The organism is Stenotrophomonas sp. Steno-Z10-BAI (assembly GCF_056393115.1).
Map to the genome: position 1 here is coordinate 26,973 of NZ_JBWJOZ010000011.1, position 25,074 is coordinate 52,046.

General features: G+C 66.4%; 23 protein-coding genes, 1 tRNA gene and 3 pseudogenes. 23 read left to right on the plus strand and 4 right to left on the minus strand.

The genetic code is table 11. From position 1 onward, the window contains the following. The first annotated feature begins 3 nt into the window (after nt 1-3). From fabD to AC06E9_RS18965, 11 genes are all read left to right on the plus strand, one after another. The gene (gene fabD / locus AC06E9_RS18915; RefSeq protein WP_121043059.1) at nt 4-948 is read left to right on the plus strand and encodes an ACP S-malonyltransferase; all 945 of its coding nucleotides are present in this window, start codon (nt 4-6) and stop codon (nt 946-948) included. Between the two features lie 74 nt (nt 949-1,022). Continuing rightward, entirely contained in the window at nt 1,023-1,766 is a 744-nt protein-coding gene (gene fabG, locus AC06E9_RS18920) for a 3-oxoacyl-ACP reductase FabG (protein ID WP_121043061.1), read from the plus strand. Nucleotides 1,767-1,919: 153 nt separating this feature from the next. Beyond that, nucleotides 1,920-2,159 carry an acyl carrier protein gene (gene acpP, locus AC06E9_RS18925; RefSeq protein ID WP_017357544.1) on the plus strand — a complete coding sequence of 80 codons (240 nt, stop codon included), beginning with the start codon at nt 1,920-1,922 and terminating at the stop codon, nt 2,157-2,159. 136 nt (nt 2,160-2,295) lie between these two features. Beyond that, nucleotides 2,296-3,558 carry a beta-ketoacyl-ACP synthase II gene (gene fabF, locus AC06E9_RS18930; RefSeq protein WP_152154363.1) on the plus strand — a complete coding sequence of 421 codons (1,263 nt, stop codon included), beginning with the start codon at nt 2,296-2,298 and terminating at the stop codon, nt 3,556-3,558. 95 nt (nt 3,559-3,653) lie between these two features. Beyond that, a complete protein-coding gene (locus AC06E9_RS18935; RefSeq protein ID WP_478056615.1) occupies nt 3,654-5,009 on the plus strand; it encodes an aminodeoxychorismate synthase component I in 1,356 nt (451 codons plus the stop codon). Between the two features lie 66 nt (nt 5,010-5,075). Next, the gene (gene mltG, locus AC06E9_RS18940; RefSeq protein WP_478056616.1) at nt 5,076-6,137 is read left to right on the plus strand and encodes an endolytic transglycosylase MltG; all 1,062 of its coding nucleotides are present in this window, start codon (nt 5,076-5,078) and stop codon (nt 6,135-6,137) included. Continuing rightward, nucleotides 6,134-6,802 carry a dTMP kinase gene (gene tmk / locus AC06E9_RS18945; RefSeq protein WP_461770555.1) on the plus strand — a complete coding sequence of 223 codons (669 nt, stop codon included), beginning with the start codon at nt 6,134-6,136 and terminating at the stop codon, nt 6,800-6,802. Before mltG ends, tmk begins: the two co-directional genes overlap by 4 nt. Further along, nucleotides 6,795-7,754 (plus strand): DNA polymerase III subunit delta', encoded by a 960-nt coding sequence (locus AC06E9_RS18950; protein WP_152154368.1) that lies wholly within the window; start codon nt 6,795-6,797, stop codon nt 7,752-7,754. The genes tmk and AC06E9_RS18950 overlap by 8 nt, the downstream gene beginning before the upstream one ends. Further along, nucleotides 7,751-8,104, plus strand: coding sequence for a PilZ domain-containing protein (locus AC06E9_RS18955; protein ID WP_152154369.1), 354 nt, complete (start codon nt 7,751-7,753; stop codon nt 8,102-8,104). Before AC06E9_RS18950 ends, AC06E9_RS18955 begins: the two co-directional genes overlap by 4 nt. A gap of 65 nt (nt 8,105-8,169) precedes the next feature. Next, nucleotides 8,170-8,244 (plus strand) — tRNA-Val (locus AC06E9_RS18960). Nucleotides 8,245-8,459: 215 nt separating this feature from the next. Further along, on the plus strand, nt 8,460-9,470 hold the full coding sequence (locus AC06E9_RS18965; RefSeq protein ID WP_183073809.1) for a tetratricopeptide repeat protein: 1,011 nt from the start codon (nt 8,460-8,462) through the stop codon (nt 9,468-9,470). Between the two features lie 398 nt (nt 9,471-9,868). On the opposite strand, the pseudogene AC06E9_RS18970 reads toward AC06E9_RS18965, so the two are convergent. Then, nucleotides 9,869-10,259: pseudogene (locus AC06E9_RS18970) on the minus strand (transposase); the annotation flags it as partial. A 182-nt stretch (nt 10,260-10,441) separates the two neighbouring features. Here AC06E9_RS18970 and AC06E9_RS18975 point away from each other — a divergent pair. The 6 genes and pseudogenes from AC06E9_RS18975 (at nt 10,442) to AC06E9_RS19000 (ending at nt 16,533) form a co-directional block, all read left to right on the plus strand. Then, nucleotides 10,442-11,353: a CPBP family intramembrane glutamic endopeptidase gene (locus AC06E9_RS18975; protein ID WP_478056617.1), complete on the plus strand. Its 912-nt coding sequence runs from the start codon at nt 10,442-10,444 to the stop codon at nt 11,351-11,353. 495 nt (nt 11,354-11,848) lie between these two features. Beyond that, on the plus strand, nt 11,849-12,943 hold the full coding sequence (locus AC06E9_RS18980) for an alpha/beta hydrolase (RefSeq protein ID WP_478056618.1): 1,095 nt from the start codon (nt 11,849-11,851) through the stop codon (nt 12,941-12,943). 214 nt (nt 12,944-13,157) lie between these two features. Continuing rightward, complete coding sequence (locus AC06E9_RS18985; protein ID WP_346494115.1) at nt 13,158-14,216, plus strand: alpha/beta hydrolase; 1,059 nt, start codon at nt 13,158-13,160, stop codon at nt 14,214-14,216. Then, a pseudogene (locus AC06E9_RS18990) lies at nt 14,213-14,908 on the plus strand ((R)-mandelonitrile lyase); the annotation flags it as partial. The gene AC06E9_RS18985 and the pseudogene AC06E9_RS18990, both read left to right, overlap by 4 nt. A 204-nt stretch (nt 14,909-15,112) precedes the next feature. Further along, nucleotides 15,113-15,367, plus strand: a pseudogene (locus tag AC06E9_RS18995) (carboxymuconolactone decarboxylase family protein); the annotation flags it as partial. A 155-nt stretch (nt 15,368-15,522) separates the two neighbouring features. Continuing rightward, a complete protein-coding gene (locus AC06E9_RS19000) occupies nt 15,523-16,533 on the plus strand; it encodes an aldo/keto reductase (protein WP_478056634.1) in 1,011 nt (336 codons plus the stop codon). Nucleotides 16,534-16,536: 3 nt separating this feature from the next. On the opposite strand, the gene AC06E9_RS19005 is transcribed toward AC06E9_RS19000, so the two are convergent. Continuing rightward, nucleotides 16,537-17,430 (minus strand): LysR family transcriptional regulator, encoded by an 894-nt coding sequence (locus AC06E9_RS19005; RefSeq protein ID WP_462091072.1) that lies wholly within the window; start codon nt 17,428-17,430, stop codon nt 16,537-16,539. Nucleotides 17,431-17,504: 74 nt separating this feature from the next. On the opposite strand from AC06E9_RS19005, the gene AC06E9_RS19010 reads away from it, so the two are divergent. Further along, nucleotides 17,505-18,101, plus strand: coding sequence for a flavodoxin (locus AC06E9_RS19010; RefSeq protein ID WP_478056619.1), 597 nt, complete (start codon nt 17,505-17,507; stop codon nt 18,099-18,101). 10 nt (nt 18,102-18,111) lie between these two features. Beyond that, complete coding sequence (locus AC06E9_RS19015; protein WP_478056620.1) at nt 18,112-19,104, plus strand: aldo/keto reductase; 993 nt, start codon at nt 18,112-18,114, stop codon at nt 19,102-19,104. Nucleotides 19,105-19,124: 20 nt separating this feature from the next. Here the strand turns inward: AC06E9_RS19015 and AC06E9_RS19020 are convergent, their stop codons facing one another. Further along, nucleotides 19,125-19,826 (minus strand): LytR/AlgR family response regulator transcription factor, encoded by a 702-nt coding sequence (locus AC06E9_RS19020; protein ID WP_478056621.1) that lies wholly within the window; start codon nt 19,824-19,826, stop codon nt 19,125-19,127. Further along, on the minus strand, nt 19,814-21,523 hold the full coding sequence (locus tag AC06E9_RS19025; RefSeq protein WP_478050441.1) for a histidine kinase: 1,710 nt from the start codon (nt 21,521-21,523) through the stop codon (nt 19,814-19,816). Before AC06E9_RS19025 ends, AC06E9_RS19020 begins: the two co-directional genes overlap by 13 nt. A 159-nt stretch (nt 21,524-21,682) precedes the next feature. Here AC06E9_RS19025 and AC06E9_RS19030 point away from each other — a divergent pair, with 159 nt between their 5' ends. The 4 genes from AC06E9_RS19030 (at nt 21,683) to AC06E9_RS19045 (ending at nt 25,061) form a co-directional block, all read left to right on the plus strand. Further along, complete coding sequence (locus tag AC06E9_RS19030) at nt 21,683-23,197, plus strand: alpha/beta fold hydrolase (RefSeq protein WP_478056622.1); 1,515 nt, start codon at nt 21,683-21,685, stop codon at nt 23,195-23,197. A gap of 96 nt (nt 23,198-23,293) precedes the next feature. Beyond that, on the plus strand, nt 23,294-23,590 hold the full coding sequence (locus AC06E9_RS19035) for a hypothetical protein (protein ID WP_226956720.1): 297 nt from the start codon (nt 23,294-23,296) through the stop codon (nt 23,588-23,590). Between the two features lie 122 nt (nt 23,591-23,712). Continuing rightward, nucleotides 23,713-24,096, plus strand: a complete 384-nt coding sequence (locus AC06E9_RS19040) for a YbjQ family protein (protein WP_121043079.1) — start codon at nt 23,713-23,715, stop codon at nt 24,094-24,096. Between the two features lie 86 nt (nt 24,097-24,182). Further along, entirely contained in the window at nt 24,183-25,061 is an 879-nt protein-coding gene (locus AC06E9_RS19045) for an SDR family NAD(P)-dependent oxidoreductase (protein ID WP_461770549.1), read from the plus strand. Nucleotides 25,062-25,074: the final 13 nt, after the last annotated feature.

The following is a 25,074-nucleotide window of genomic DNA, read 5'->3' on the forward strand; positions in this document are numbered from 1 at the left end:
CACGTGACCGGTACCAATCTCGCATTCGTGTTCCCGGGCCAGGGCTCGCAGTCGCTGGGCATGCTGGCCGAACTGGCCGAGCTGCACCCGCAGATCCGCGAGGCCTTCACCGAAGCCTCCGACGGCGCCGGTGTCGACCTGTGGGCGCTGTCGCAGGGCGGTCCCGAGGAAATGCTCAACCGCACCGAATACACCCAGCCGGCCCTGCTGGCCGCCAGCATCGGCGTGTGGCGCGCCTGGAACGCCGTTGGCGGCGCCCAGCCGGCCGTCCTGGCCGGCCACAGCCTCGGCGAGTACACCGCCCTGGTGGCCGCCGGCGCGCTGACCCTGCGGGACGGTGCCCACCTGGTGCGCCTGCGCGGCCAGCTGATGCAGGAAGCCGCCCCGACCGGCGTCGGCGCCATGGCCGCCGTGCTCGGCGCCGAAGATGCGCTGGTCGTGGAGGTCTGCGCGCAGGCCGCCGGCAGCCAGGTCGTCGTGCCGGCTAATTACAACTCGCCCGGTCAGATCGTCATCGGTGGCGATGCGGCTGCCGTGGATCGTGCGCTGGCGCTGCTGGCCGAGAAGGGCGTCCGCAAGGCCGTCAAGCTGGCTGTCAGCGTGCCCTCGCACACCCCGCTGATGCGCGAAGCTGCCAACCGCCTGGCCGAAACCATGGCCGGCCTGGACTGGCGCCCCCCGGCCCTGCCGGTGGTGCAGAACGTGGATGCCCGTGTGCATGACGGCGTGGACGCCATCCGCCAGGCGCTGGTGCAGCAGCTGTACCTGCCCGTGCAGTGGACCGGCTGCGTGCAGGCGCTGGCCGCCCGTGGCGTCACCCGCGTGGCCGAATGTGGCCCGGGCAAGGTGCTGAGCGGATTGATCAAGCGCATCGACAAATCGCTGGACGCGCGCACACTGTCCACGCCCGCCGATTTCGAGACGGCCCGCGAGACCTGGGCCGCCTGATGTCTTTCGATCGCGCCCGTGCTGGAATGGCTTCGCGCCAGGCCGGCCGGACCGGTCCCGTTTGAGGAAATGAGATGAGCAAGCCCCTTCAGGGTGAAATCGCACTGGTCACCGGCGCCAGCCGGGGTATCGGTGCCGCGATCGCCGACGCACTGGCCGCGCAGGGCGCGACCGTCATCGGCACCGCCACCACCGACGCCGGTGCCGCCGCCATCGGTGAACGCCTGGCCGCCGTGGGTGGCCACGGCCGCGCACTGAACGTCACCGACGCCGCTGCGCTGGAAGCCGTGCTGGACGGGATCGCCAAGGAATTCGGCGCCATCAGCATCCTGGTCAACAACGCCGGCATCACCCGCGACAACCTGTTGCTGCGGATGAAGGAAGAAGACTGGCAGGCGATCCTGGACACCAACCTGACCAGCGTCTTCCGCACCTCCAAGGCCGTCATCCGCGGCATGATGAAGGCGCGCAAGGGCCGCATCATCAACATCGCTTCGGTGATCGGCGTGACCGGCAATGCCGGCCAGGCCAACTACGCCGCGGCCAAGGCCGGCATCATCGCCTTCTCCAAGTCGCTGGCCAAGGAAATCGGCTCGCGCGGGATCACCGTCAACGTGGTCGCGCCGGGCTTCATCGATACCGACATGACCAAGGCCCTGCCGGAAGAGCAGCGCACCGGCCTGGTCAAGTCGATCGCCCTGGAGCGGCTCGGCGAGCCGTCCGATATCGCCAACGCGGTGGCGTTCCTGGCCGGTCCTTCGGCCAGCTACATCACCGGCGAAACCCTCCATGTGAACGGCGGCATGTACATGCCGTAAGCATGTGGCGCAAGGACTGCGCCGCAAGTGGTTGATCCGTTTGATGTTTTGCTGCAATGCAAGGTGTCGCTGGTTTCCACTACACTATCCCACGGTCATCCCTCACCGGATGGCGTCATTTTTGAACCACTACTCCATCTGGAGCGATATCCAATGAGCACCATCGAAGAACGCGTCAAGAAAATCGTCGTCGAACAGCTTGGCGTCAAGGAAGAGGAAGTCACCAACAGCGCATCGTTCGTCGATGACCTGGGCGCTGACTCGCTGGACACCGTTGAACTGGTGATGGCGCTGGAAGAAGAGTTCGAGTGCGAAATCCCGGACGAAGAAGCCGAAAAGATCAGCACCGTGCAGGCTGCGATCGACTACATCAACGCCCACGTCAAGGCTTGATGTCAGGCGGCTCGCGCGCGGCCGTGGCGATTGCTGCGACCGCGTGCGGCAAACCCATGGGGCCGCGCTTGCGGCCCTGTGCTTTTGAGCGTTATACCGCGTGATACCCGCAACACCCGGGTCAGGAGAATCTGCAATGAAGCGTCGCGTCGTCGTTACCGGCATGGGCATGGTCTCGCCATTGGGCAATGATATGGCCAGCAGTTGGAAGGGCATCACCGAAGGCCGTTCCGGCATCGGTCCGCTGACCAACGTTTCGCAGTCCTACCTGGACCGTTTCACCACCAAGATCGCAGGTGAGGTCAGGGACTTCGACATCACCGCCGACAACGAACAGTTCGGCAGATTCCGGGTCACTGGCAAGGATGCCAAGAAGATGGACCCGTTCATTCATTACGGCCTCGGTGCCGCCTTTATGGCCTTGAACGATTCGGGCCTGGAAATCACCGACGGCAATGCCGAGCGCATCGGCGCCATCGTGGGCGCGGGCATCGGCGGCCTGCTGGGCATCGAAGAGCAGACCATCGATTTCCACGAGGGCAAGAAGATCTCGCCCTTCTACGTGCCCAAGACCATCATCAACATGCTTCCGGGCCAGTTGAGCATCATCACCGGCCTGAAGGGGCCGTCGTTCTCGGCGGTCTCTGCCTGCGCGACCTCGAACCACTCGATCGGCACCGCCATGCGCATGATCCAGTACGGCGACGCGGACGTGATGGTGGTCGGCGGTGCCGAGCGCGGCTCCTCGCCGACCGCCCTGGGCGGCTTCTGCGCGATGAAGGCGATGAGCACCCGCAACGATGCGCCGGCGGAAGCCTCGCGCCCGTGGGACAAGGAACGCGACGGCTTCGTGCTCGGCGACGGTGCCGGCATCCTGATCCTGGAAGAGTACGAACACGCCAAGGCGCGTGGCGCGCGCATCTATGCGGAGCTTGCCGGTTTCGGCGCCAGCTCGGATGCGTACCACATGACCGCGCCGAGCGAGAACGGCGAAGGCGCCGCACGCTGCATGACCATGGCGTTGAAGGACGCCGGGGTGACCCCGGAGCAGGTCGGTTACCTCAACGCGCACGGCACCTCCACGCCGCTGGGCGACCTGGGCGAAACCATGGCCATGAAGACCGCCTTCGGCGACCACGCCTACAAGATGATGGTCAGCTCCACCAAGTCGATGACCGGCCATCTGCTCGGCGCGGCCGGCGGCGTGGAAGCGATCTTCTCGGTGCTGGCGCTGCGCGACAACATCATTCCGCCGACCATCAACCTGCATGAAGCGGGCGAAGGCTGCGACCTGGATTACGTGCCCAATACCGCACGCGAAGCCAAGGTCGATGTGGTGATGTCCAACGGCTTCGGCTTCGGCGGCACCAACGGCACGTTGGTGTTCAAGCGCGTCTGACCGCCCGTTCCGTGTACTCCCACCCGGGCCGCCATCATGGCGGCCTTGGTGTATCTGGCCCCCGCGCACGCTGCGCGCCCTTCCGGTGTCCTGTCATGTTCCAGACGCTTCCGCTGCCCGCCACCACCGACCTGCTGGCCCTGCAGCGCCTGGCCCCGCAGCGTTACCCGCTGCTGATGGAATCCACCGCCTCGGGCACCGCCCAGGGCCGCTGGGATCTGCTGCTGATGGGCAACGGGGAATCCCTTGCACTGCAGGCCGACGGCGTGGTGCGTGATGCCGAGGGTGTCGCGCATGACGGCCGCTTCCTTGACGTGCTGGATGCGCACTGGGCCGCACTGCGGCTGCCGCGCGAAGAAACCACGTTGCCGTTCCGCGGTGGCTGGGCACTGATGCTGGATTACGAGCTGGCTGGCCAGATCGAGGACGTGCTGGCCTTGCCTGCGCGCGCCGATGGGCTGCCCGCCGCGCTGGCGCTGCGCTGCCCGGCGGCGGTACTGCACGACCGCGTGCTGGGCCAGTTCCATGCCGTGTGCGAGACCGGCCAGGCCGCGCTGCTGCAGACCCTGCAGGATGACCTCGCCGCGGCCGCCACGCTGGCGCCGCTGCCGGCGTGGCAGCCACCGGTGGCGATCGGCGAGGACGCGCCACAGCGCTTCACCGGCGGCGTCGGCAAGGTGATCGATTACCTGCGCGCGGGCGACGTGTTCCAGGTGAACCTCTCGCGGCGCTGGAACGCGCAGTTCGCCGAGGCGCTCTCGCCGCAGGCGCTGTACGCGCAGCTGCGCGTGGCCAACCCCGCACCGTTCGCCGGGCTGTTCATGGCGCAGGGCAGGGCGGTGGTCAGCTCTTCGCCCGAGCGGCTGGTCTCGGTGCACGGCGATGACGTGCAGACCCGCCCGATTGCCGGCACCCGCCCGCGCTTCGCTGGCGATGACGATGCCGCGCGCATCCAGGAACTGGTCGGCCATCCCAAGGAGCGCGCCGAGCACGTGATGCTGATCGATCTGGAACGCAACGACCTCGGCCGCATCTGCGCGCCGGGCAGCGTGGAGGTGGATGAGCTGATGACCGTGGAGAGCTACGCCCACGTGCACCACATCGTCAGCAACGTGCGTGGCCGCCTGCGCGAGGGCGTCAGCCCCGGCCAGGTGATCGCCGCGACCTTCCCCGGCGGCACCATCACCGGCTGCCCCAAGGTGCGCTGCATGCAGATCATCGCCGAGCTGGAGCAGACCGCCCGCGGTGCGTACACCGGCGCGTTCGGCTGGCTGAACCGCGATGGCGACCTGGACCTGAACATCCTGATCCGCACCGCCGAAGTGGCCGGCGACACCGCCAGCTTCCGCACCGGCGCCGGGATCGTGGTCGATTCGGTGGCCGACAAGGAACTGGACGAAACCCGCGCCAAGGCCCGCGGCCTGCTGCGTGCGCTGGGCAGCGATGCCTGAGCCGTTTGGCGGTGTGCAGCACCCGCGCGGTATGCTGCGCGGCGAAGAAATGGATTCGAGGTGAGCATGGCGGGTGCGAAACGGGGATGTCTGGCCGTACTGGCCGTGTTGCTGGTGCTGGCCCTGCTGGTTGCGGCCGCAGGCGCTTGGTTCTGGCATCGCCAGGGCGCCTTTGCCGATGCACCGGTCACCCCCAGCGCGGAGAGCGTGGTGATCGCCTCCGGTGATGGCTTCAGCACCGTGCTCGGCAAGCTGCGCCAGGCCGGCGTGGATGAAGGCAGCGACACCCAGTGGCAACTGCTGGCGCGCCAGCTCGACGCCGCCGGCAAGCTCAAGGTGGGTGAATACGCGCTCGATCCCGCGCTGACCCCGCGCGAGCTGCTGACCCGCATGCGCCAGGGCCGCGTCCTGCAGCACCGCGTCACCATCGTGGAAGGCTGGAACATCCGTCAGCTGCGCGCCGCGCTCAAGCGCGCCGATCCGCTGGTGCACACCACCGACGAACTGGACGATGCCGCCCTGATGAGGGCGGTCGGCTTCCCGGGCGAGCATCCGGAAGGCCGCTTCCTGCCCGAGACCTACGTCTACCAGCGTGGCGACAGCGATATCGACGTGCTCAAGCGCGCGCATGCCGCGATGGAAAAAGAACTCACCGCCGCGTGGGACAGTCGCGTGGATGACCTGCCGCTCAACTCGCCGTATGAGCTGCTGATCCTCGCCTCGATCATCGAGAAGGAAACCGCACTGCCCAGCGAGCGCCCGCAGATCGCCGGGGTGTTCATGCGCCGCCTGAAGATCGGCATGCGCCTGCAGACCGACCCCACCGTGATCTACGGCATCGGCAGCAGCTACGACGGCAACATCCGCAAGCGCGACCTCACCACCGATACGCCGTACAACACGTACACGCGCGCCGGCCTGACCCCGACCCCGATCGCCATGCCCGGGCGTGATGCGCTGCATGCCGCCGCGCAGCCGGCCAAGGGCGATGCGCTGTACTTCGTGGCCGTGGGCGATGGCAGTGGCGCGCACATCTTCTCGGCCAACTACACCGACCACAACGCCGCCGTTGCCCGCTACCTGCAGCAACTGCGCAGCAAACGCACCAACGAGGCCGCACCCCAATGAGTCCCGCGCTGCACCGGCACCCGCATTTCGTCAGCCTGGAAGGGGGCGAGGGCGCCGGCAAGACCACCGCCATCAACGCGATCCGCGAGGCCCTGCAGGCGCGCGGCCATGAGGTGGTGCTGACCCGCGAGCCCGGCGGCACCGCGCTGGCCGAGCGCATCCGCGCGCTGGTGCTCAAGCCGGACACGGAGATCGCCGCCGAGCCGCTCTCGGCCGAGGCCGAGCTGCTGCTGGTGTTCGCCGCCCGCGCCCAGCACGTGCGCCAGGTGATCGCCCCGGCGCTGCAGCGCGGCGCCTATGTGCTGTGCGACCGCTTCACCGATTCCAGCTACGCCTACCAGGGCGGCGGCCGCGGCCTGGATGCGGCGTGGATCGCCGATCTGGAGCGCCGCGCCGTCGGCCTGCTGCCCGGCCTGACCCTGCTGCTGGATGTGGACGTGGCCGTCGGCCGTGCCCGCGCGAACGGCCGCGACCTGTGGCCGGACCGCATCGAAAGCGAGCACGATGATTTCTTCCAGCGGGTGCGCGCGGTGTTCCGCCAGCGTGCCAGCGAAGACCCCGCACGTTACCGCCTGATCGACGCCAGCCAGGACCAGGCCGGCGTCGCCGGCGCGGTGGTGGCGGCCGTGGAGGCATGGTTGGCACAGGAGCCGGATCGTGGCTGAACCCTTTTCCCCCTGGCAGCAGCGCGCCTATGACCAGACGGTGGCCGCGCTCGACGCCGGTCGCCTCGGCCATGGCCTGCTGTTCTGCGGCCCGGCCGGCCTGGGCAAACTGGGCGTCGCGCTGCGGCTGGCCGAGCACGTGCTGGGGCAAGGCGAGCCCGCCGCCGCCAAGCGCAGCGCCCAGCTGCTGGCCGCCGGCACCCACCCGGACCTGCAGCGGATCTCGTTCATCCCCAACAAATCCGGCGACAAGCTGCGCACCGAGATCGTGATCGAGCAGATCCGCGAGGTCTCGCAGAAGCTCTCGCTGACCCCGCAGTACGGCGTAGCCCAAGTGGTGATCGTCGACCCCGCCGACGCCATCAACCGCGCGGCCTGCAATGCCCTGCTCAAGACCCTGGAAGAGCCGCAGCCCGGCCGCTACCTGTGGCTGATCAGCGCCGACCCCGCGCGCCTGCCCGCCACCATCCGCAGCCGCTGCCAGCGTCTTGAGTTCAAGCTGCCGCCCCGCGAGGAAGCGCTCGCCTGGCTGCAGACCCTGGGCCACAGCGAAGCCAGCGCCCGCGAAGCACTGGACGCCGCCCGCGGCCACCCCGGCCTGGCCGACCAGTGGCTGCGCGAAGACGGCCTGGCCCTGCGCCGCCAGGTCGCCAGCGATCTGGAAGCCCTCGTTGCCGGCCGCTCCGGCGCGGTGGAACTGGCCCAGCGCTGGACCGCCGACGACAACGCCGCCCTGCGCCTGCGCCACGCCGCCGATCTCGCCCTGGCCCAGGCCACCGGCGGTGGCTTGACCGATCCCGATCGATTGCACAAGCTGGCCGCCTGGTTCGATGCGGCCAACCGCACCCGCGACCTGCTGCGCACCACGGTGCGCGCCGATCTTGCGGTGGTTGAGCTGCTGCTGGCCTGGGGAAAGGTCAACGAACGGCACGCCAAGGGGAATAGAGCATGAGCGCCACCAACGCCCGACAGGGCATCCTGTCCCTTGCCGTCAAGGACAAGGCCGCGCTGTACAGCGCCTACATGCCGTTCGTGAAGAACGGCGGCATCTTCGTGCCCACGCCCAAGCGCTACTTCCTGGGCGATGAAGTGTTCCTGCTGCTCACCCTGCCGGACTCCAGCGAGCGCCTGCCCGTCGCCGGCAAGGTGATCTGGGTGACCCCCGCCGGGGCCCAGGGCAACCGTGCCGCAGGCATCGGCGTACAGCTGGCCGATGGCGCGGAAGGGGAGGCCGTCCGCCACCGGATCGAGACCCTGCTGGCCGGCATCCTGACCGCGGACAAGCCCACGCACACGATGTGAAGAAATTTCGGCGAAACCGTTGACGTCAAAATTTGCCGCCCTATAATGAGCGGCTCAGCAGCATCGGGCGGTTAGCTCAGCGGTAGAGCATTGCCTTCACACGGCAAGGGTCACAAGTTCGAACCTTGTACCGCCCACCATGATTCAGTCGAAAAAGCCTCCGGAAACGGGGGCTTTTTTGTTGGCGTGCGGTTAGCCATTCTAGGCTTGAGCAGGGCGACTTGGCGGACGAAATGGGCGACCCCACTATCCTCCGCATGGGAGGGACAATTACGCCGCATCGAAATCTGATGGGGGCATTGAATAAATGCCTGGGCGCGTCGTCGCTCAATCGAATGACGAATGGAGAATGTTCATGGAAGGACCGATTGGAACCCTGGCTCGGGTAGTGATGTGGGTCGGCCTGGCTGCCTTTGTCTGCAGTGCGCAGGCGTCTGGCGCTGACAAGCCGCCTTCGTTTGAGGAAGTGCAGGCAGCGGCCAAGGCGGGTAGCGCTGAAGCCGAGAATGACCTGGGTTACAGGTATCTTCAGGGCGCTGGAGTCGCCAAAGACGAGGTGCAGGCGGCGATCTGGTATCGCAAAGCGGCAGAGCAGGGCTATGCGCCGGCCCAATCCGCGCTCGGTGGACTGTATCTACACGGAGTTGGCGTGCCGCCAGACGCGATGCAGGCCAGCGGCTGGATACGCAAGGCGGCGGAGCAGGGCGACGCACTGGCACAGTCCGATCTTGGAATGATGTATCTCAAGGGAATTGCCGTCCCACAGGATGATGTCCAGGCCATCCTCTGGCTCCGCAAGGCGGCTGAGCAGGGTTCACCCGCAGGGCAATACAACCTTGCCAGTCTGTATCAAAGAGGAGGTGCCGGCCTCGCTGAAGATGACGCTGAGGCCATACGCTGGTACGGCAAGGCAGCTGTGCAGGCCGCCTCGCAGCTGGGCGTCAGGCAGTCCCGCCAGAAGCTCTGCGAGTATCGCGGCGAAAACAGCGTGTGGTGTGCCGAGGTCGATACGCCCGGGGCTTTCGGTCCCGTGGACGACTTGGTGGCGGCGGCCGAGGGCGGCGACGCAAAAGCGCAGAGCGCACTCGGTGACATGTATCAGCGGGGCCTCGGTGTGCAGAAGGACGTGACTCAATCGGCCGACTGGTACCGCAAGGCGGCAGCGTCGGGGTACGCCCCGGCGCAGGCCATGCTGGGATACATGTACTACGAGGGGATCGGCGTGACCAAGGACATTGATGTGGGTCTATCCCTGTACTGCAAAGCTGCTGCACAGGGAAACTCACGGGCGAGGGCGAATCTCGAGATCATGCAGATTTACGGGCAATTCGATCTGAAGGAATGTTCCGTTCGTCTTGCGCGATGAGTATTGAATGCTCAAGCTTTCTAGAGTTGATGTGATGGTCGAAGTTTCTGGTGCCGAGCTGGGGTGGGGCAGTTATGTGCCTGGGAAGCCTTTTGGGGGCGCCGGCGAGGTAGGCCTCTTCGCGTAGTCACACGCGCTGCTGCTGGCTAGTGAATAGGTCGTGGGTTCCGACGCGCTGATTGGGTTGATGCGATTCGCGGCAGACTTCCCGCCGGCGTGGCGAGGGGGCTGAATCGCAAGCACTGCAGTAGGCGGTTGCCATCGGTGTCTGCTCCTGGCCGAAAGTGGACGTTCGGGGAGGACGGAGGCGCCGACCGCTGGTGATGTCCGCTTTCGACGGCGGTTTCAACTGGTCAATGCAACAGCTTGTTGATATCGCTTGATCGGTGTCTGGACGTCCCGCGCGACTGGATGAAGAGCGTGCGATAGATCGTCTCGTGTGAGACCCGGCAGCTCGGATCGGCCGGGTAAGTCCGCTTGAGCCAGCCAGCGATCTGTTCGGGCGACCACTGCTGCTGCAGCTTGTCCGCCACCCGTCTCGCCAGCGTGGGCTGCAGCGCCAGCTTACGAGCCTTGGGGCGGTGTGCCCGGTCCCAGGCCGCTCGGTCGGCATGGCTCGCCCGGTAGGGGGCGATGCCTCCGTTTCGCCTGATCTCCCGGCTGATCGTGGACGGAGCGCGGCCGGATCCCGCCAGTCTCGGCGAGAACCACTCGCACGGACGAGTGATGCCGATCGAACAGCCTCGCAATCTGGTGCAACGACTCGCCCTGCCGCCAGCGGTCCCACATCAGGGCCTTGTGGCTGTCGGAACCGCCACCCAAAGCGGACACCACGGGCGACGACTCAGCGCCATTTCGTCGGCGATCCGGCTGATTCATCGGCGGCTTCTGTGGCTTGGTCGCAAACGGGTAGCCACGCCCCCACGCGGATGGCAACTTGCAGCGCCGATCACGTCGACCTGGAGCCCCGCATGACCCCCGTTGTCCTGTATTCGCCCGATCCGGCCCGCGGCTGGCTGCCCTGGGCCTGGCTGACGCCGATCCTGATGATCCTGTTCAACGCGGTACCGGTGATCGCGCTGGACGGGTGGATGCAGTCGCAGCATTGGTCGACGCCGGGCGGCGATCCGATCGGCCTCGCTGGCTTGCATGCGCTGCTGTGGATCGGCTTCGCGCCGACGCTGGCGGCCGTGCTCGCCTGGGTACGCTTCGTCGAAGGGCGCTCGCTGGCGAGTATCGGGCTGACCGGTCCGGCGCCGCTGAAAACCTTCCTGCGCGGACTGGCCGTTGGATTCGGCATGATCGCGCTGGTCGTAGTCGCGATCTGGATGGCTGGCGGCATGCAGGCGGCGGGCTTGGGGCAGGCCTGGCGGTCGCCCGTCAGTCTGCTGCACATCGGTCTGCTGCTATTGAGTTTCATGTTCCAGGCGAGCGTGGAGGAAGTCATCTTCCGCGGCTGGATGCTGTCGGTGGTGGCGCGCAAGACCAATGTTGCGGTGGCAGTGCTGCTGGTGTCGCTCGTTTTCTGCTTCCTGCATTTCAGTCCGCACCAGCCGCCCCTGGTCATGCTCAGCACGTTCCTGTTCTCGCTGTTCGCCTGCGCCTGGGCGCTGCGGAGCGGCAATATCTGGGGCGTGATGGGCTGGCACGCGGGGTGGAACTGGTTGCTCGCAACCGGCTTCGAACTGCCCGTCACCGGCATGGATGCGCACTTGCCGGCGCTGCTGGTGGCGCTGCGCCCGCAAGGCCTTGACACCCTGACCGGTGGCGCGCAAGGGCCGGAAGGCAGTTACCTGTGCAGCGTCTTCTTCGTCGCCGCGATCGCGTGGATCCAGTGGCGAAAGACGCGCGGAGCTCAGAGCTTCTCGCCGACCAGCAGGTAACGCCACTGCCCGGGCGGCATCGCCCCGTCCGGGCCCTTGCCGATCGGATGCTGGTTCGCGGCGTACCGGCGACGACTTCCGCTCCAGATATTTGGCGAACCCGAGGCAGCTCAGGTTCGGGATGCGAGTGCCACTACCGGCTGGAACCGAGACTGCCTTTGCTGAAGTGTCAACAAAGGGTGATCTGGCTTCCTCGATAAAGCTCGACTAGGCCACCTTCGGCTTACGTTTCGCGACGACTGCTCCTGGCCGGAAGCCGACATGCGCCTCCTTTGCCGCGCTGACCAATCGCGAATGCCCGGCGCGCCCAGCTCGCTGCCCCGCTTACGAGGTCGCCTTGTTGAAGATATCGCTCCACGATGTGCATCTGCTGGCCACTGTCATGCCGTAGATATGGCATATATACCCCCCCTGCATGAGTGATATGCGTGTGCGCGCTTCTTCCAGCATGGCCCCGACGGTAGATTTCCCTGACAATCTGTCACGGAGTGACCCATGCAGACACGCACCCGCCTTCGCACTCTGGTGCCTGGCTTTCCCTCCACGCTGATCTGGATGGCGGTTTCCCTCTGTTCCACGGCCGCCATGGCCAACGAGCCACTGCAGATCGAGGCGCAGGGGAGTTTCCTCGCGGGTGGCATGGAAAAGACGGAACCTGGCACGTTCGATCCGTTGAAGCCGTCCAATCCGCAGGGCCAGAGCTACCACGGTGATCACGTCTATGCCTTCTACCAGACGCCGGTGAATGCGCGTTCGCTGCCGATTGTGATGTGGCACGGTGCGGGCCAGTCGTCCAAAAGTTGGGAAACGACGGCCGATGGGCGCGAGGGCTTCCAGAATCTGTTCCTGCGTCGTCGCTTCGCTACCTACCTGATCGATCAGCCACGGCGAGGCAAAGCCGGCCGAAGCATGGTCGAGTCCACGCTGAAGCCCGTGGCAGACGATCAGATGTGGTTCAACCAGTTCCGAATTGGCCTCTGGCCGACGTACTTCGGTGGCAGTCAATTTCCGACAGGGGAGGCGACGCTTGACCAGTTTTTCCGTTCGGTCACGCCGAACACGGGGCCGTTCGACTTCGGGCTGGTCTCCGACGGAGTAGCTGCCGTGCTGCAGAAGACCGGTCCTGCCATCCTGTTTACCCATTCGCAGGCGGGTGGCCCTGGCTGGATGACGGCGATAAAAAGCCCGAATGTGCGCGCCATCGTCGCCTTCGAGCCTGGCAGCAGTTTCGTATTTGCCAAAAACGACGCGCCGGCGCCGATTCCCAGTGCATTCGATACGGTCGCACCGGCGGTGGTTTCTCCCGAAGCGTTCAAGGCGCTGACGCGGATTCCCATTCTGGTGCTGTATGGCGACAACATCCCTGACAAGCCTGTTGACCTGCCCGCGCAGGACAGCTGGCGGGCACGCTTGGAAATGGCGCGCGCCTGGCGCGACGCCGTCAATCGGCAGGGTGGGGACGTGACCCTGATCCATTTGCCGGACATGGGAATCCGTGGCAACAGCCACTTCTTGTTCTCGGACCTCAACAACGTCCAGATCGCCGATCTGGTGAGCGGGTTTCTGGCGAAGAAGAATCTGGATCATTGAGCCGGATTGCCTCGTGCATTGATCGCGCCATGAAAGGCGTGTGGCGCCATGGCGGCTGCGTCGCCCGCCAGATTCATATCATTCATGCATGAGTGATATCCGGCTGATGCTCTTTTTCTATGAGTGCACGGCGGTTAGTTTTACGCCTGATCCCCGCCAACGTGGGCGCGCCACATGCACCGGCCGGGGTAACGTCCACACTGGGAGCAGTTGAATGAAGCACATCGTGCACGCCACGCTGTTGGCGATGTCCCTTGGCTTGGCGGCAGGCAACACGTCCGCCGCCGACTACAAGCTCAACCCCTTCAAATTGGCCTACGAAGGTGCGATCACACGGAATGTGCCCAGCGAGGTCAACGTCCACTCGGTGTCCTATCCGCTGAATGGAATCGAGATCGCGGCAAACTTCTACACGCCGGCCAACTTCGATGCCGCACGGAAATACCCGACCATCGTGGTTGCCCACCCCAATGGTGGGGTCAAGGAGCAGGTGGCCGGCCTGTACGCGCAGCGTTTGGCCGAGCAGGGCTACATCGCCATTACCGCCGATGCGGCCTATCAGGGCGCGAGTGGCGGCCAGCCGCGCAGCGTGGACATGCCTTCACACCGCATCGAAGACATCCACGGCATGGCGGACTTCATCAGTCGATTCCCCTGGGTCGACACTACGCGCCTGGGTCTGCTGGGCATCTGTGGCGGCGGCGGCTATTCGTTGGCGGCCGCGCAGACCGACAAGCGGTTCATGGCCGTAGCCACGATCAGCATGTTCAACTCCGGCCGGGTGCGCCGCAACGGCTATGCCGACTCGCAGCTGGACACGATCCAGCAGCGCCTGCAGCAGGCTTCCAATGCGCGAGCACAGGAAGCCGCCGGCGGCGAAGTGCTGTACTCCGGCGACGCCAACCTCACCGACGCGCAGATCGCCACGCTTCCCTTCGATCTGTATCGGCAAGGTTATGCGTACTACTGGAAGACGCACGCCCATCCCAACTCCACCTTCCGCTATGCGACCAGCAGCCTGCTGGACCTGATGCGTTGGGACGCCACCGACCAGATCGAGCTCATCAACCAGCCGCTTCTGATGATTGCCGGTAGCAAGGCTGACAGCCTGTACATGACCCAGGACGCTTTCGCCAAGGCGACCGGTACCGCCGACAAACAACTGGTGCTGCTGGACGGCGCTACGCATATCGAAACCTACTGGGTGCCGAAATACGTGGACGCCGCCGTCGCCTCGCTGACCACGTTCTACGGCCGGACGCTTGCGCCATGAGCGCGCCTCGTAAATCAACCGCGCAGACGGCGCTGCTGGGCGCGGCATTGAGCGTGGCGGCACCATTCGCTGGCGCCGTCGAAACACCTACGCAGCAGATCACCCGAGCGGGAACGCAGTCGTCCGTTGCCGGTCCGGCAGCGACCTTCGTCGGCAAGGTGCGGGTAGATCCGCTGTTCCCGGCGGACGAGCAGGTGCACGTCTCTTCCGCATACGTCAGCTTCGAACCGGGTGCGCGCTCGGCCTGGCACACGCACCCCTCCGGTCAGCGACTGGTGGTTACCTCCGGCGTTGGGCTGACCCAGGAATGGGGTAAGCCGGTGCAGCAGATACACGCCGGGGATGTGGTGGTGTGTCCTGCAGGGGTCAAGCATTGGCACGGCGCCGCGCCCCACAGCGCAATGACCCACCTTGCCGTGACCGGGGTAGCAGACGGCAAGTCGGTGGCGTGGCTGGAGAAGGTCAGTGATGACCAGTATCGCGAGGCATCAGCAGGCATCGTCGCTCCCGTTGCCGGGCCGCTTTCGCCCAGGCAGCAGGCGATCCCGCTGATTGCGGCCGCCGCCGCCAGCAGCGACATGCCGCAGCTCACTGCCGCGTTGCGCCGGGGACTGGATGCAGGGCTGACGCTGAGTGAGACCAAGGAAGTGCTCGTGCAGCTGTATGCCTATGCGGGTTTCCCGAAGAGCCTCAATGCCTTGGGCGAGCTGATGGAGGTGGTGCGCGTACGTCAAGCGCAGGGCGTCGCCACTGCACCCGGGCAGCCGCCCACCAGGAACGTTCCCGTGGGCGACGCGCTGCGCGCGGTGGGCACCGCCAACCAGACCCGGATCTCCGGCGCCCCGGTGACCGGGCCGCTCATGGACTTCGCCCCGATCATCAACCAGTACCTGCAGACGCACCTGTTCGGCGACATCTTCGAGCGCGACAACCTGGACTGGCAGAGCCGTGAACTGGCCACGGTTGGCGCGCTGGCAGTGATGCCCGGCGTGGAGGCGCAGTTGCGCTCGCACATGGCGGCCAGCCAGCGCGTGGGCCTCAGCCGCGCACAGTTGCAGCACCTGGCCCAACTGCTGGCCCACAGCGGCTACGCAGCCGCATCCGCTCGCGCAGTGCAGGCACTGGAACAGACCCCGGCACCCCGGCCCTGACAGCGCCCCACATGGAGACCCCAATGAACACCCTGCCCACCAATGCCCAACGCCGCTCCCTTCTGAAGGGCGCCGCTACGCTGGCGGCGCTGCCGCTGGCCGGCGCGCTGGCCACGTCCACGGCAAACGCCTCCCCCGCAGCTGCCGCGCAGAAAATGGACGGCCGCCGCACGCTCGGAACGCTGCAGGTTTCCAGCATCGGGCTGGGCGTGCAGAACATGAGCCGCACCTACCAGACCACCATCCCCTCGCGCACCGACATGCACCGCATCATCCGTGCCGCGTTCGATCGGGGGATGACGTTCTACGATGCGGCCGAGGCCTATGGCCCGCATGAAGTGGAACGAATCCTGGGAGAAGGCGTTGCCTCATTCCGCAACGACGTGGTGATCGCCACCAAGTTCGGCTGGAACATCGACCTGGAAACCGGTGCGCGTGGCCCGGGCCTGATCAGCAGGCCCGCACATATCAAGCGGGCGGTGGAGGGCATGCTCACGCGGCTACGTACCGACCGCATCGACCTGCTGTACCAGCATCGCGTGGACCCGCAGGTGCCGATCGAAGACGTGGCCGGTGCGATCCAGGACCTGATGACCGAGGGCAAGGTGCTGCATTGGGGCCTGTGCGAGATGGGCCTGAAGACGCTTCGCCGCGCGCACGCTGCGCTGCCGGTGACGGCTGTGCAGAGCGAGTACTCGATGCTCTGGCGTGGGCCGGAACAGGAGGTGCTTGCCACGTGCGCCGAGCTGGGCATCGGATTCGTGCCATGGAGCCCACTGGGCGTAGGCTTCCTGACCGGTGCGATCGACGCCAGAACACGGTTTGCCGAGGGCGACATTCGCGGCATCGAAACGCGCTTCACCCCGCCGAACATCGAACATAACCTGGCATTGGTGCGCTTGCTCAGGGACTGGGCCGAGCGAAAGCAGGCCACGCCTGCACGGATCGCGTTGGCCTGGCTGATGGCGCAGCAACCTTGGATCGTGCCGATTCCCGGCACCACGCAGATGGCACATCTGCTCGACAACCTGGGCGCAGGCGAGGTGGTCTTCAGCGCAGGTGAGCTGCGGGAGCTCAATGCTGCAGTTGCTGCGGTGGCAGTGCAGGGCGAGCGTCTTCCGCCAGCGGTACAGGCCTACAGTGGCGTGGAGGCGCCACTGCGTTAGCGCTCATTCCCGATAGCGCAACGCATCACGCAGCACGGTGAACGCCGGCGATGACTGCCTGCGACTGGGGTAGTACAGGTGGTAGCCGGGGAAGGAGGGGCACCAGTCCTGCAGCACGTGAACCAGGGTGCCTGCCTGCACATGGGCGCGCACCAGATCCTCGGGCATGTAGGCAAGCCCCAGTCCCTCCAGTGCGGCGCCCAGGCGCAGGGCGATGTTGTTGAACACCAGCTGGCCTTCCACCCGCACCTTCAGCTCCTGGCCCTTCTTTTCGAACTCCCACGCGAAAATGCCACCGTGGGTCGGCAGGCGGATGGTGATGCAATTGTGCTGGGTGAGGTCGTGCGGTGATTTCGGCTTCGGATGGTGCTGGAAATAGGCAGGCGATCCGACCACTGCCATGCGCAGGTCCGGCCCCACGCGCACGGCGATCATATCCTTGGCCACCTGCTCACCCATGCGGATACCGGCATCGAAGCCCTCGGCCACGATGTCGGTCAGTCCGTAGTCGACGATCACCTCGATGTTCAGGTCGGGATTGGCCGGCAGCAGTTTGCCCAGTACCGGCTGCATCACGGTGAGCGCGGCATGCTCACCCGCCGTGATGCGGAGGCGACCGGCGGGCTTGTCGCGGTAAGCGTTGAGCTGGGCGAGCTCCGTGTCGATTTCCTCGAAGCGCGGTGAAATCACCCGCAGCAGCTGCTCTCCGGCTTCGGTGGGCGAAACACTGCGCGTGGTCCGGGCAAGCAGGCGCACACCCAGGCGCTCTTCCAACTGACGCATCGATCGGCTCAGGGCCGGCTGGGACATGCCCAGCTGGGCGGCAGCACGGGTAAAGCTGCGCTCCCGCGCCACCAGGACGAACATGGCCAACTGGTCGTAATTGTCTACGCTCATTGATGCGCATCGGATATAAGCGATATCCGATTATGCCTCTGCAAGAATGTGTTTGGGGGGCGTAGATTGGCGCCATGACGATTCCAACCCCCAATCATGGTCGCCGGGCAGTCGTTGCGGCGCTGGCGTCGCTGCCGCTGGGATGCTCCGGTGCGGAGCGGCCGGAGAGCGGCGCTGCGGGTCGATCAGACGCACGGACACTGGTTGCCTGCTTCTCACGCTCGGGCAACACCCGGGTCGTTGCCGGCCTCATTCATCGCAGCATGCCCAGCGACCTGTTCGAGATACAGCCTGCCGTCGACTACCCGGCCGACTACCTGGAAACGGTGGCCCAGGCGCGGCAGGAGCGCGACGATGGGGTAGAGCCGGCACTGCGCACCCGCATTGCCAGCATGGATCGCTATGACACCGTCTACCTGGGCTTCCCCATCTGGGGCGAGACCGCGCCGCCGATCATTCGATCGTTGTTGTCGCAGCACGACATGAGGGGCAAGACGATCGTGCCGTTCATCACCCACGGCGGCTTCGGCGTGGGCAGCAGCCTGCGCGTGGTCGCCAGCCACGCACCCAACGCCCGCATCCTGAATGCATTCGTGATGCAGGCCGACCAGGAACGTAAAACCATGGAGAGCGTCAACGCCTGGTTGACCACTCCGCACACTGCCCGATGAGGAGTCGACCATGAAGACCCGTACCCTTGGACAAGGCCTTGAAGTTTCCGCCCTCGGCCTGGGCTGCATGGGCATGAGCGCGGCGTATGGCCCGGCCGCAGACAAGCTGGACATGATTGCGCTGATCCGCACTGCGGTGGAGCGTGGCATCACCCACTTCGACACCGCCGAAGCCTACGGCCCCTTTGCCAACGAAGAACTGGTGGGCGAGGCACTGGCGCCCGTTCGTGACCAGGTGGTGATCGCCACCAAGTTCGGCTTTGACATCGATCCGGTGACGGGTGCTCGCGGCACAGGTACCAACAGCCAGCCCGCACACATCCGCGCTGCCGTAGAGGCCAGTCTGAAGCGGCTTCGCACCGAGCGCATCGACCTTCTTTACCAGCATCGCGTTGACCCGGCGGTGCCGATCGAGGATGTTGCCGACACGGTGAAGGCGCTCATTGCAGAGGGCAAGGTTGCGCATTTCGGTTTGTCCGAAGCGGGTGTGCAGACAATCCGCAAGGCGCATGCGGTGCAGCCTCTGACGGCGGTGCAGAGCGAGTACTCGCTGTTCTGGCGTGAACCAGAGAAGGTGCTTCTTCCTTTGCTTGAAGAGCTGAGCATTGGCTTCGTACCCTTCAGTCCGCTGGGTGCAGGGTTTCTGACCGGGAAGATCGACGAGAACACGCAGTTCGATGCAGCGGATTTTCGCAATGCGGTGCCGCGCTTCTCCGCTGAAGCACGCCGGGCCAACATGGCCTTGGTTGACGTGGTCAAGGCGATGGCGGCAGAGAAGGGTGCCACGCCTGCCCAGGTGGCCTTGGCCTGGCTGCTGGCCCAGCGATCGTGGATCTCACCGATCCCCGGCACGACCAAGCTTCATCGATTGGATGAGAATCTGGGTGCGGTGGAACTGGCACTGGATGCGGCCGACCTGGCGCGTATCGATGAGGACGTGGCCCGGATCAGTATCAGCGGTGCGCGCTTGCCGGACGCTGCCTTGAAGATGACCGGCAAGTGAGAAGGCGCGGTGGAAAGCGCTTATATCGACCCAAGCTCCCCGCGCACGTCCTCAACAAACGCCCGCCCCACCGGCACCTCAGCCCCATCATTCAGCACCAGCCAGTAACGGCTCCCCGAAGCGGCATGCAACGTCCGCACATGCGTCAGATTGACCAGATACGACCGATGGCAACGCACAAAATCCGGCGGTAGCACGGCAGTAAGACTCGCCAGCGATTTGTCATGCAGCTCACTCCGCCCATCGCACATACGTACTTCGCTGTAGTCCCCATCAGCACGAATCCACAGCACATCGGCCAGCTCCACCATCGCGGTCCCCTGCGCATGCCAGATGCCCAGGTAACGCGCCGCGCCAGACCGATACCGACCCACATCCAGCAGCCGCTCCAGCGCCTGCCCCAGCCGTTCGCGTGAGAAAGGCTTCGGCACGAAATCCAGCACCCCATGCTCAAACGCCTGCAGCGCCCGCTCCCGATGCGCGGAGACCACCACGCAGTGGTATCGGCCAGCGACCACGCGCTTCAGCAGGTCGAAGCCATCCTCGCCCCCCAGATTCAAATCCAGCAGCAGGCCGTCATACACGCTGCGCTGCAGCCGGTCACCGGCGGCATCCAGGTCGGCCACGGCATCGAATCGGGCGCGGCTGCCGGCCAGTTCGGTGCACATCCGCAGCAGCCGCTGGCGGACCAGCAGTTCGTCCTCGACGATCAGGATGCGCATGTCAGCTCCATGCGGCCGTACCAGTCGTTGCCATCGGGGCCTTGTTCAAAGCGCCAGTTCTCGGGGCAGGTGGCGGCCAGGCTGGCCTCGATATAGCGCGTGCCCGTGCCTTGCCCGCGATGCGGGGCAGTGCCGCGTGCACTGCGCAGTTCCAGCATCCAACGGTCGTCCTCGCGTTGAACACGCAGGCGGAACGGATGCTCGGCACACGCGACCGCCCCCGCATGCGTGAGCGCATTCTCGACCTGCGCATGCAGCACGCCGGGCGGCAGCCACAGGCCGTTGTGTTCGCCCTCGACCTCAAAGCCGATGTGGCGATCCAGCGCGAGGCCGACGATGTCCAGGTGGTTGCGGCACAGCGCCAGCTCTTCTTCGATCGGCACGCTGGGGCGGGTGCTGCTTTCGCGCAGGCGATCAAACTGTTCGGCCAGCGATTCGACCAGGCGGCTGGCGCGCATCGGTGCCTGTTCGATCAGTTCCTGCAGGCCGGTGAGGGTGTTCATCAGCCAATGCGGCTGGATGCCCCGCTGCAGCAGCTGCAGCGAGAGACGGGCGCGCTCTCCGCGCAGCTGCGCGTTGTGGTGGTCCAGCATCCGCAGCTGGGCGGCGTGGCGGATCAGCAGGAAGCCCATCAGCACGGCCAGGAACAGGAAGTAGGGGCCGTCGAGGAAAATCCCGCCAGCGAGCGGCACGGCGAGTGCACCGGCCACCACCAAGGTCAGGATCGGCCAGCGCTCGTCGGGCTCGCCGCGGGCGCGCAGCAGCACGTAGGTGGAGGTCAGCAGGCTGAGCAGCAGCAGTGCGGCACCGCGGCCGTCGAAGCTGGGCACGAAGGCGGCCAGCGCCAGCAGGGTGGCGAGATAGGCGATGCGGGCTGTCTTCGGCACCGCGACGCCGAAACGACGCGCCAGGTAAGCCGGCAGCAGGATCGCCGCGGCGAGGTGCAGCAGAAGCAGCATGAGCAGTCGTGGGCCGTGCCACGGATAGGCATAGCCGACCAGCGGACGCCATGCTTCGACGATGGGCAACGCAAGGCCGACGACACCCAATGCGAGCAGCAGGCGCGCACCCGCTACCCGTGGCCGGCCGCGCTGTGCAGCGAGGAAGTAGAGGCAGGCGGCACCCAGCGCCCCCGTGGCAAGCGCGGCGATCAACCACGGTCCAAGGTTGAGGCTGTAGATCGAGGCGGCCGGCCCGACCGCAACGAAGGCATCCGCGCCCCGCAGTTTGAACCACTGATGATGGCTGGAGGCGAGCAGCACCAGCGTATCGGTGCTGCTGGGCGAGGAGGGCGGCAGCACACGGATGATGTCCACCTGTCCCGGCTGCTCTTCGTCCGCGTTGCGGCCGACGGTGCCATTGGCGGCCAAGGGCTGGCCGTTCCAGAAGGGCTGGCTGGCGGCGCGCACCGAGATGCGCAGTGCACGGTCGGCCGCATGGTGTGCTGGCTGCGCAGGCAGGCGCCAGCGCAGCCAGTACGGGCCGCGCCACTGCACCAGTTCGCGCTGGTTGGCCGGCTGCCACTCCAGCGTCGTTGGCGGAGCGGTGGGCAGTGCGCCATCAGCGCCCAGCGTGGCGGGTGCCATCTCCTGGGCCTCGTAGTAGTGCAGGCCCGGTGGGGGCGCGACCAACAGCAGCCACGCGGCGACCGCGATGAGCAGGACGGCGAGGGCGGTCAGGGTGCGTGGGATCTGCATGTGCCCATCGTATCGGTTGCACGGAGTCACTGGACCCCCGCCTGGAGCTGTTCGGCGGACGGGCCGTCCTCGGCTGCCGTGGGGAAAGTGATGCTCGCGGCGTGGTGCATGCGCCCTCACTCGGCGCTCGATTCCCTTACCTCCCACCCGGAGTCCGTCATGTCCAATGTCCCGATGTCCCTGTTCCGTTCTCCTGCTCCCGGCCTGTGCCTGCGGGTCACGCGGTGGGCAGCGCTCTGCCTGACCCTGGTCGGTGCGCCCGTGCTGGCAGTCGATGCGCCGGCGCCGTTGGTATTCACCCCGTATGCGTTCGAGACACAGAAGCACGGCACCATCGACGCCGAGGCAGGCTATCTGGAGGTGCCGCGTCGGCATGCCGATCCCAACGGACCGCGCATGCGCCTGCGGGTGGTGCGCCTTCCGGCGACCGGCGGCGATGGCAGTGCGGCCCCGGTGGTGTATCTGGCCGGCGGTCCAGGTGGCTCAGGGATCGGCACCGCGCGCGGACCGCGCTGGCCGGTGTTCTATCAGGTCCGGCGCGAAACCGACGTGCTGCTGCTTGATCAGCGCGGGGCGGGCGAGTCCGAGCCGCCGCCGCCGTGCCCGCACGAGCACACGTTCGACGATGCACAGCCGCTGCAGCGCGATGCCGCGCTCGCCGCGCTGCGTGACGTTGCCGCCCGCTGCGTGGCGTACTGGCGGGAGACGGGCGTGGACCTGGGGGCCTACACCACCGCGGAAAGTGCCGGCGATCTGGAGGACCTGCGGCGTGCGTTGAAGGTGCCGAAGATCAGCCTGTGGGGCATGAGCTATGGCACGCATCTGGCGCTGGCCACGGTGCGCCTGCACGGCGCCGGTCTGGACCGCGTGGTGCTGATGGGGACGGAAGGGCCCGATGACACCTTGAAGCTGCCGCTGTCGGCCGATGCGTTGCTGGCGGAGTTGAGCGTGCTGGCCAAGGGGGCGGGATTCGATGATCTGACCGGCTCGGCCACGCGCGTGCTGGCAGCACTGCGCGAGCAGCCGCGTCAGGGCCGCAGTGTCATGCACGGTGGCAAGCCGGTGATGATCGGCGCGTATGACGCGCAGTTGGCGATCAGCGCCTGTCTCGGGCGCCGCATGACCCAGCAATGGCTGCCGCTGATCCTGCGCGATGCCGAGAACGGCGACTACGATCTGCTGGCGGCGATGGTCCTGCTGCTGCGCAGTGAGTACGGCAGCTACGGCGCGATGTCGCTGGCGATGGATGTGGCCTCGGGCCAGACTGCGCAGCGCCGCGCACTGGCCGAGGCGCAATCACGCGAGAGCCTGTTTGGCGATGCGCTGAACTTCCCGTTCCCGGCGCTCGGGGATGGGCTGGGGCTGGTCGATCTTGGCGATGCTTTCAGGGGGCCACTGCGCAGCAACGTGCCGGTACTGTTCATCAGTGGCACGCTGGATGGGCGCACGCCGCCAGCCAACGCCGAGGCGCTGCGGCCGGGGTTCAGCGACAGCCGCACCTTGCGGGTGCGCGGGGCCAGCCACGACAACGAGCTGTGGCTCGGGACCCCTGCCATCGCCGCAGGCATCACGGACTTCCTGGCGGGTCGGCCGGTGGGTGATGCGGAGCTGGACGTGGGGGCGCCGGTGTTTGCCAGGAGCAAGAGCGATCTGGTGGATCCGCGGGGGCGCTGAGGGCTGCCGGAAGTGCGACTGTGTGCAGGCGCTGTGGACCGACCGAGGTGTATGGTTTCGGCTGGCCCGGCGCTTGCGCCAACACAGGAGGACGCGATGACCGACCCAACGGTGACTTCCGTGCACGGCACGCCCGATGATTATGGCGACACGCTGTACCGGGTGTATTTCGAAGTCGGGGAATCGGAGGACATCGCCCGCGATGCGATCACCACGTTCCTCGTTCAACGCGCCAGAGACAATCCTGCCTTCGACTTCGACGCCTCGCTCCTGCACGCGCGTCCGCACGGCTACGAAGTGGACCTGCCGATGCAGCTGATTCCCGAGGTGGTGCGGGCGCTGGCCGAGCAGAATGTGGCGGTGTACCAGGTGGTCCGGCTCGGCGGGGTATAGGGGCGCCGCTGGGGCATCACGTGGCATCACATCCGTGCTTGCCTTGGCGCTATCCTTCCGCCAGCGCCAGCCGCACCCTGCGTGCTGGCCGGATCGATACTCTCAACCTGGATAAGGCAGCAATGGCAGATCCTTACAACAGCGGTGGCCGCGCAGGCCCGGCAACCCGGCTCGACGATGCGATGGTGACCACGGCGATGGAGCTGCCCGGCTTCCGCGTGGTGCGCAGCCTGGGCGTGGTGCGCGGCATCACCGTGCGTTCGCGTTCCATCGTGGGCAACTTCCTCGGCGGGCTGCAGACCATCTTCGGCGGCAACATCACCATCTACACGCAGCTGTGCGAGCAGGCGCGCGAAGAGACCTACCGGGACATGTCCAACCATGCGCGGCTGCTGGGCGCCAACGCGATCATCGCGATGCGCTATGACGCTACCGATGTGATGACCGGCCTGACTGAAGTGCTTTGCTACGGCACGGCGGTGATCGTCGAGCCCACGCACGTCTGAGCATCGCGCGCGCGATACGCCCTGAGTATCGCAGCAAGCTCTCATCGGTATTGGCATCCGCGCTGACCAGGGCGGATGCTGTCCGCATGACGATCAACGACACACTTTCTTTCGTCGGGCAGGTGGCCCTGGTCACCGGTGCCGCGGGTGGGCTCGGCTTCGCTTACAGCCGATTGCTGGCGCAGCGCGGCGCACACGTGGTGATGCAGGACGTGGGCGCCACGCCGGACGGCACCGGCCGCGATCCGCAGCGGATCGATCACGCTGTAGCGCGTCTGCGTGCAGAGGGGCTCCCTGTCGAGGCCAGCCACCATGACATTGTTACCCGCACTGCGGCTGCCGCACGGGTCGCTGACATTCTGCAGCGACACGGCCGTCTGGATGTGATCCTGCACAATGCTGGCTGGGTCGAGTATCAGCAGATCGATGCGGTGGATGAGGATCGTTTCGACCACATGATGGCGGTCGCGGCCAAGGCGCCGCTGTGGCTGGCGCAGGCGGCATGGCCGGCCATGCAGGCGCAGGGCCATGGCCGCATCGTGCTGACCACCTCCGACCGCGCGCTGTATCCGCAGTACGTGCAGCACGGGCTGGCGGCGTACGCGGCGGCGAAGTCGGCCGCGGTTGGGATCGTCAACGTGCTGGCGGCCGAGGGTGCGGCGCATGGCATCGTGGTCAATGCGGTGTCGCCGGTCGCCAAGACCCGCATGTGGGGCATAGAGGGCGAGCCGGATGAGCTTCATCCAGAAAACGTAGCACCAGGCGTCGTGTTCCTGGCCTCGCGCGCCTGCAGCGAAGGCGGTTGGATCCTGCGTGCGAGCAACGGCCAGTTCCATGCCACGCGGCTGACCGAGGCCGAGGGTGTGCACTATCCGCGCGATCTGCGGGCGGTGCCGGCCGGCAGTGTGGAGGAGGTCGCCGCGCAGTGGCCGGCTATCGCGAAGGCGGCTGTAGAGCCACGCTGAAGGCTGCGCATGT

Coding starts and splice junctions, on each gene's coding strand:
- fabG (WP_121043061.1), top strand. CDS start 1,023: ATGAGCAAGCCCCTTCAGGGTGAAATCGCACTGGTCACCGGCGCCAGC.
- acpP (WP_017357544.1), top strand. CDS start 1,920: ATGAGCACCATCGAAGAACGCGTCAAGAAAATCGTCGTCGAACAGCTT.
- fabF (WP_152154363.1), top strand. CDS start 2,296: ATGAAGCGTCGCGTCGTCGTTACCGGCATGGGCATGGTCTCGCCATTG.
- AC06E9_RS18935 (WP_478056615.1), top strand. CDS start 3,654: ATGTTCCAGACGCTTCCGCTGCCCGCCACCACCGACCTGCTGGCCCTG.
- mltG (WP_478056616.1), top strand. CDS start 5,076: ATGGCGGGTGCGAAACGGGGATGTCTGGCCGTACTGGCCGTGTTGCTG.
- tmk (WP_461770555.1), top strand. CDS start 6,134: ATGAGTCCCGCGCTGCACCGGCACCCGCATTTCGTCAGCCTGGAAGGG.
- AC06E9_RS18955 (WP_152154369.1), top strand. CDS start 7,751: ATGAGCGCCACCAACGCCCGACAGGGCATCCTGTCCCTTGCCGTCAAG.
- AC06E9_RS18965 (WP_183073809.1), top strand. CDS start 8,460: ATGGAAGGACCGATTGGAACCCTGGCTCGGGTAGTGATGTGGGTCGGC.
- AC06E9_RS18975 (WP_478056617.1), top strand. CDS start 10,442: ATGACCCCCGTTGTCCTGTATTCGCCCGATCCGGCCCGCGGCTGGCTG.
- AC06E9_RS18980 (WP_478056618.1), top strand. CDS start 11,849: ATGCAGACACGCACCCGCCTTCGCACTCTGGTGCCTGGCTTTCCCTCC.
- AC06E9_RS18985 (WP_346494115.1), top strand. CDS start 13,158: ATGAAGCACATCGTGCACGCCACGCTGTTGGCGATGTCCCTTGGCTTG.
- AC06E9_RS19000 (WP_478056634.1), top strand. CDS start 15,523: ATGGACGGCCGCCGCACGCTCGGAACGCTGCAGGTTTCCAGCATCGGG.
- AC06E9_RS19005 (WP_462091072.1), bottom strand. CDS start 17,430: ATGAGCGTAGACAATTACGACCAGTTGGCCATGTTCGTCCTGGTGGCG.
- AC06E9_RS19010 (WP_478056619.1), top strand. CDS start 17,505: ATGACGATTCCAACCCCCAATCATGGTCGCCGGGCAGTCGTTGCGGCG.
- AC06E9_RS19015 (WP_478056620.1), top strand. CDS start 18,112: ATGAAGACCCGTACCCTTGGACAAGGCCTTGAAGTTTCCGCCCTCGGC.
- AC06E9_RS19020 (WP_478056621.1), bottom strand. CDS start 19,826: ATGCGCATCCTGATCGTCGAGGACGAACTGCTGGTCCGCCAGCGGCTG.
- AC06E9_RS19025 (WP_478050441.1), bottom strand. CDS start 21,523: ATGCAGATCCCACGCACCCTGACCGCCCTCGCCGTCCTGCTCATCGCG.
- AC06E9_RS19030 (WP_478056622.1), top strand. CDS start 21,683: ATGTCCAATGTCCCGATGTCCCTGTTCCGTTCTCCTGCTCCCGGCCTG.
- AC06E9_RS19035 (WP_226956720.1), top strand. CDS start 23,294: ATGACCGACCCAACGGTGACTTCCGTGCACGGCACGCCCGATGATTAT.
- AC06E9_RS19040 (WP_121043079.1), top strand. CDS start 23,713: ATGGCAGATCCTTACAACAGCGGTGGCCGCGCAGGCCCGGCAACCCGG.
- AC06E9_RS19045 (WP_461770549.1), top strand. CDS start 24,183: ATGACGATCAACGACACACTTTCTTTCGTCGGGCAGGTGGCCCTGGTC.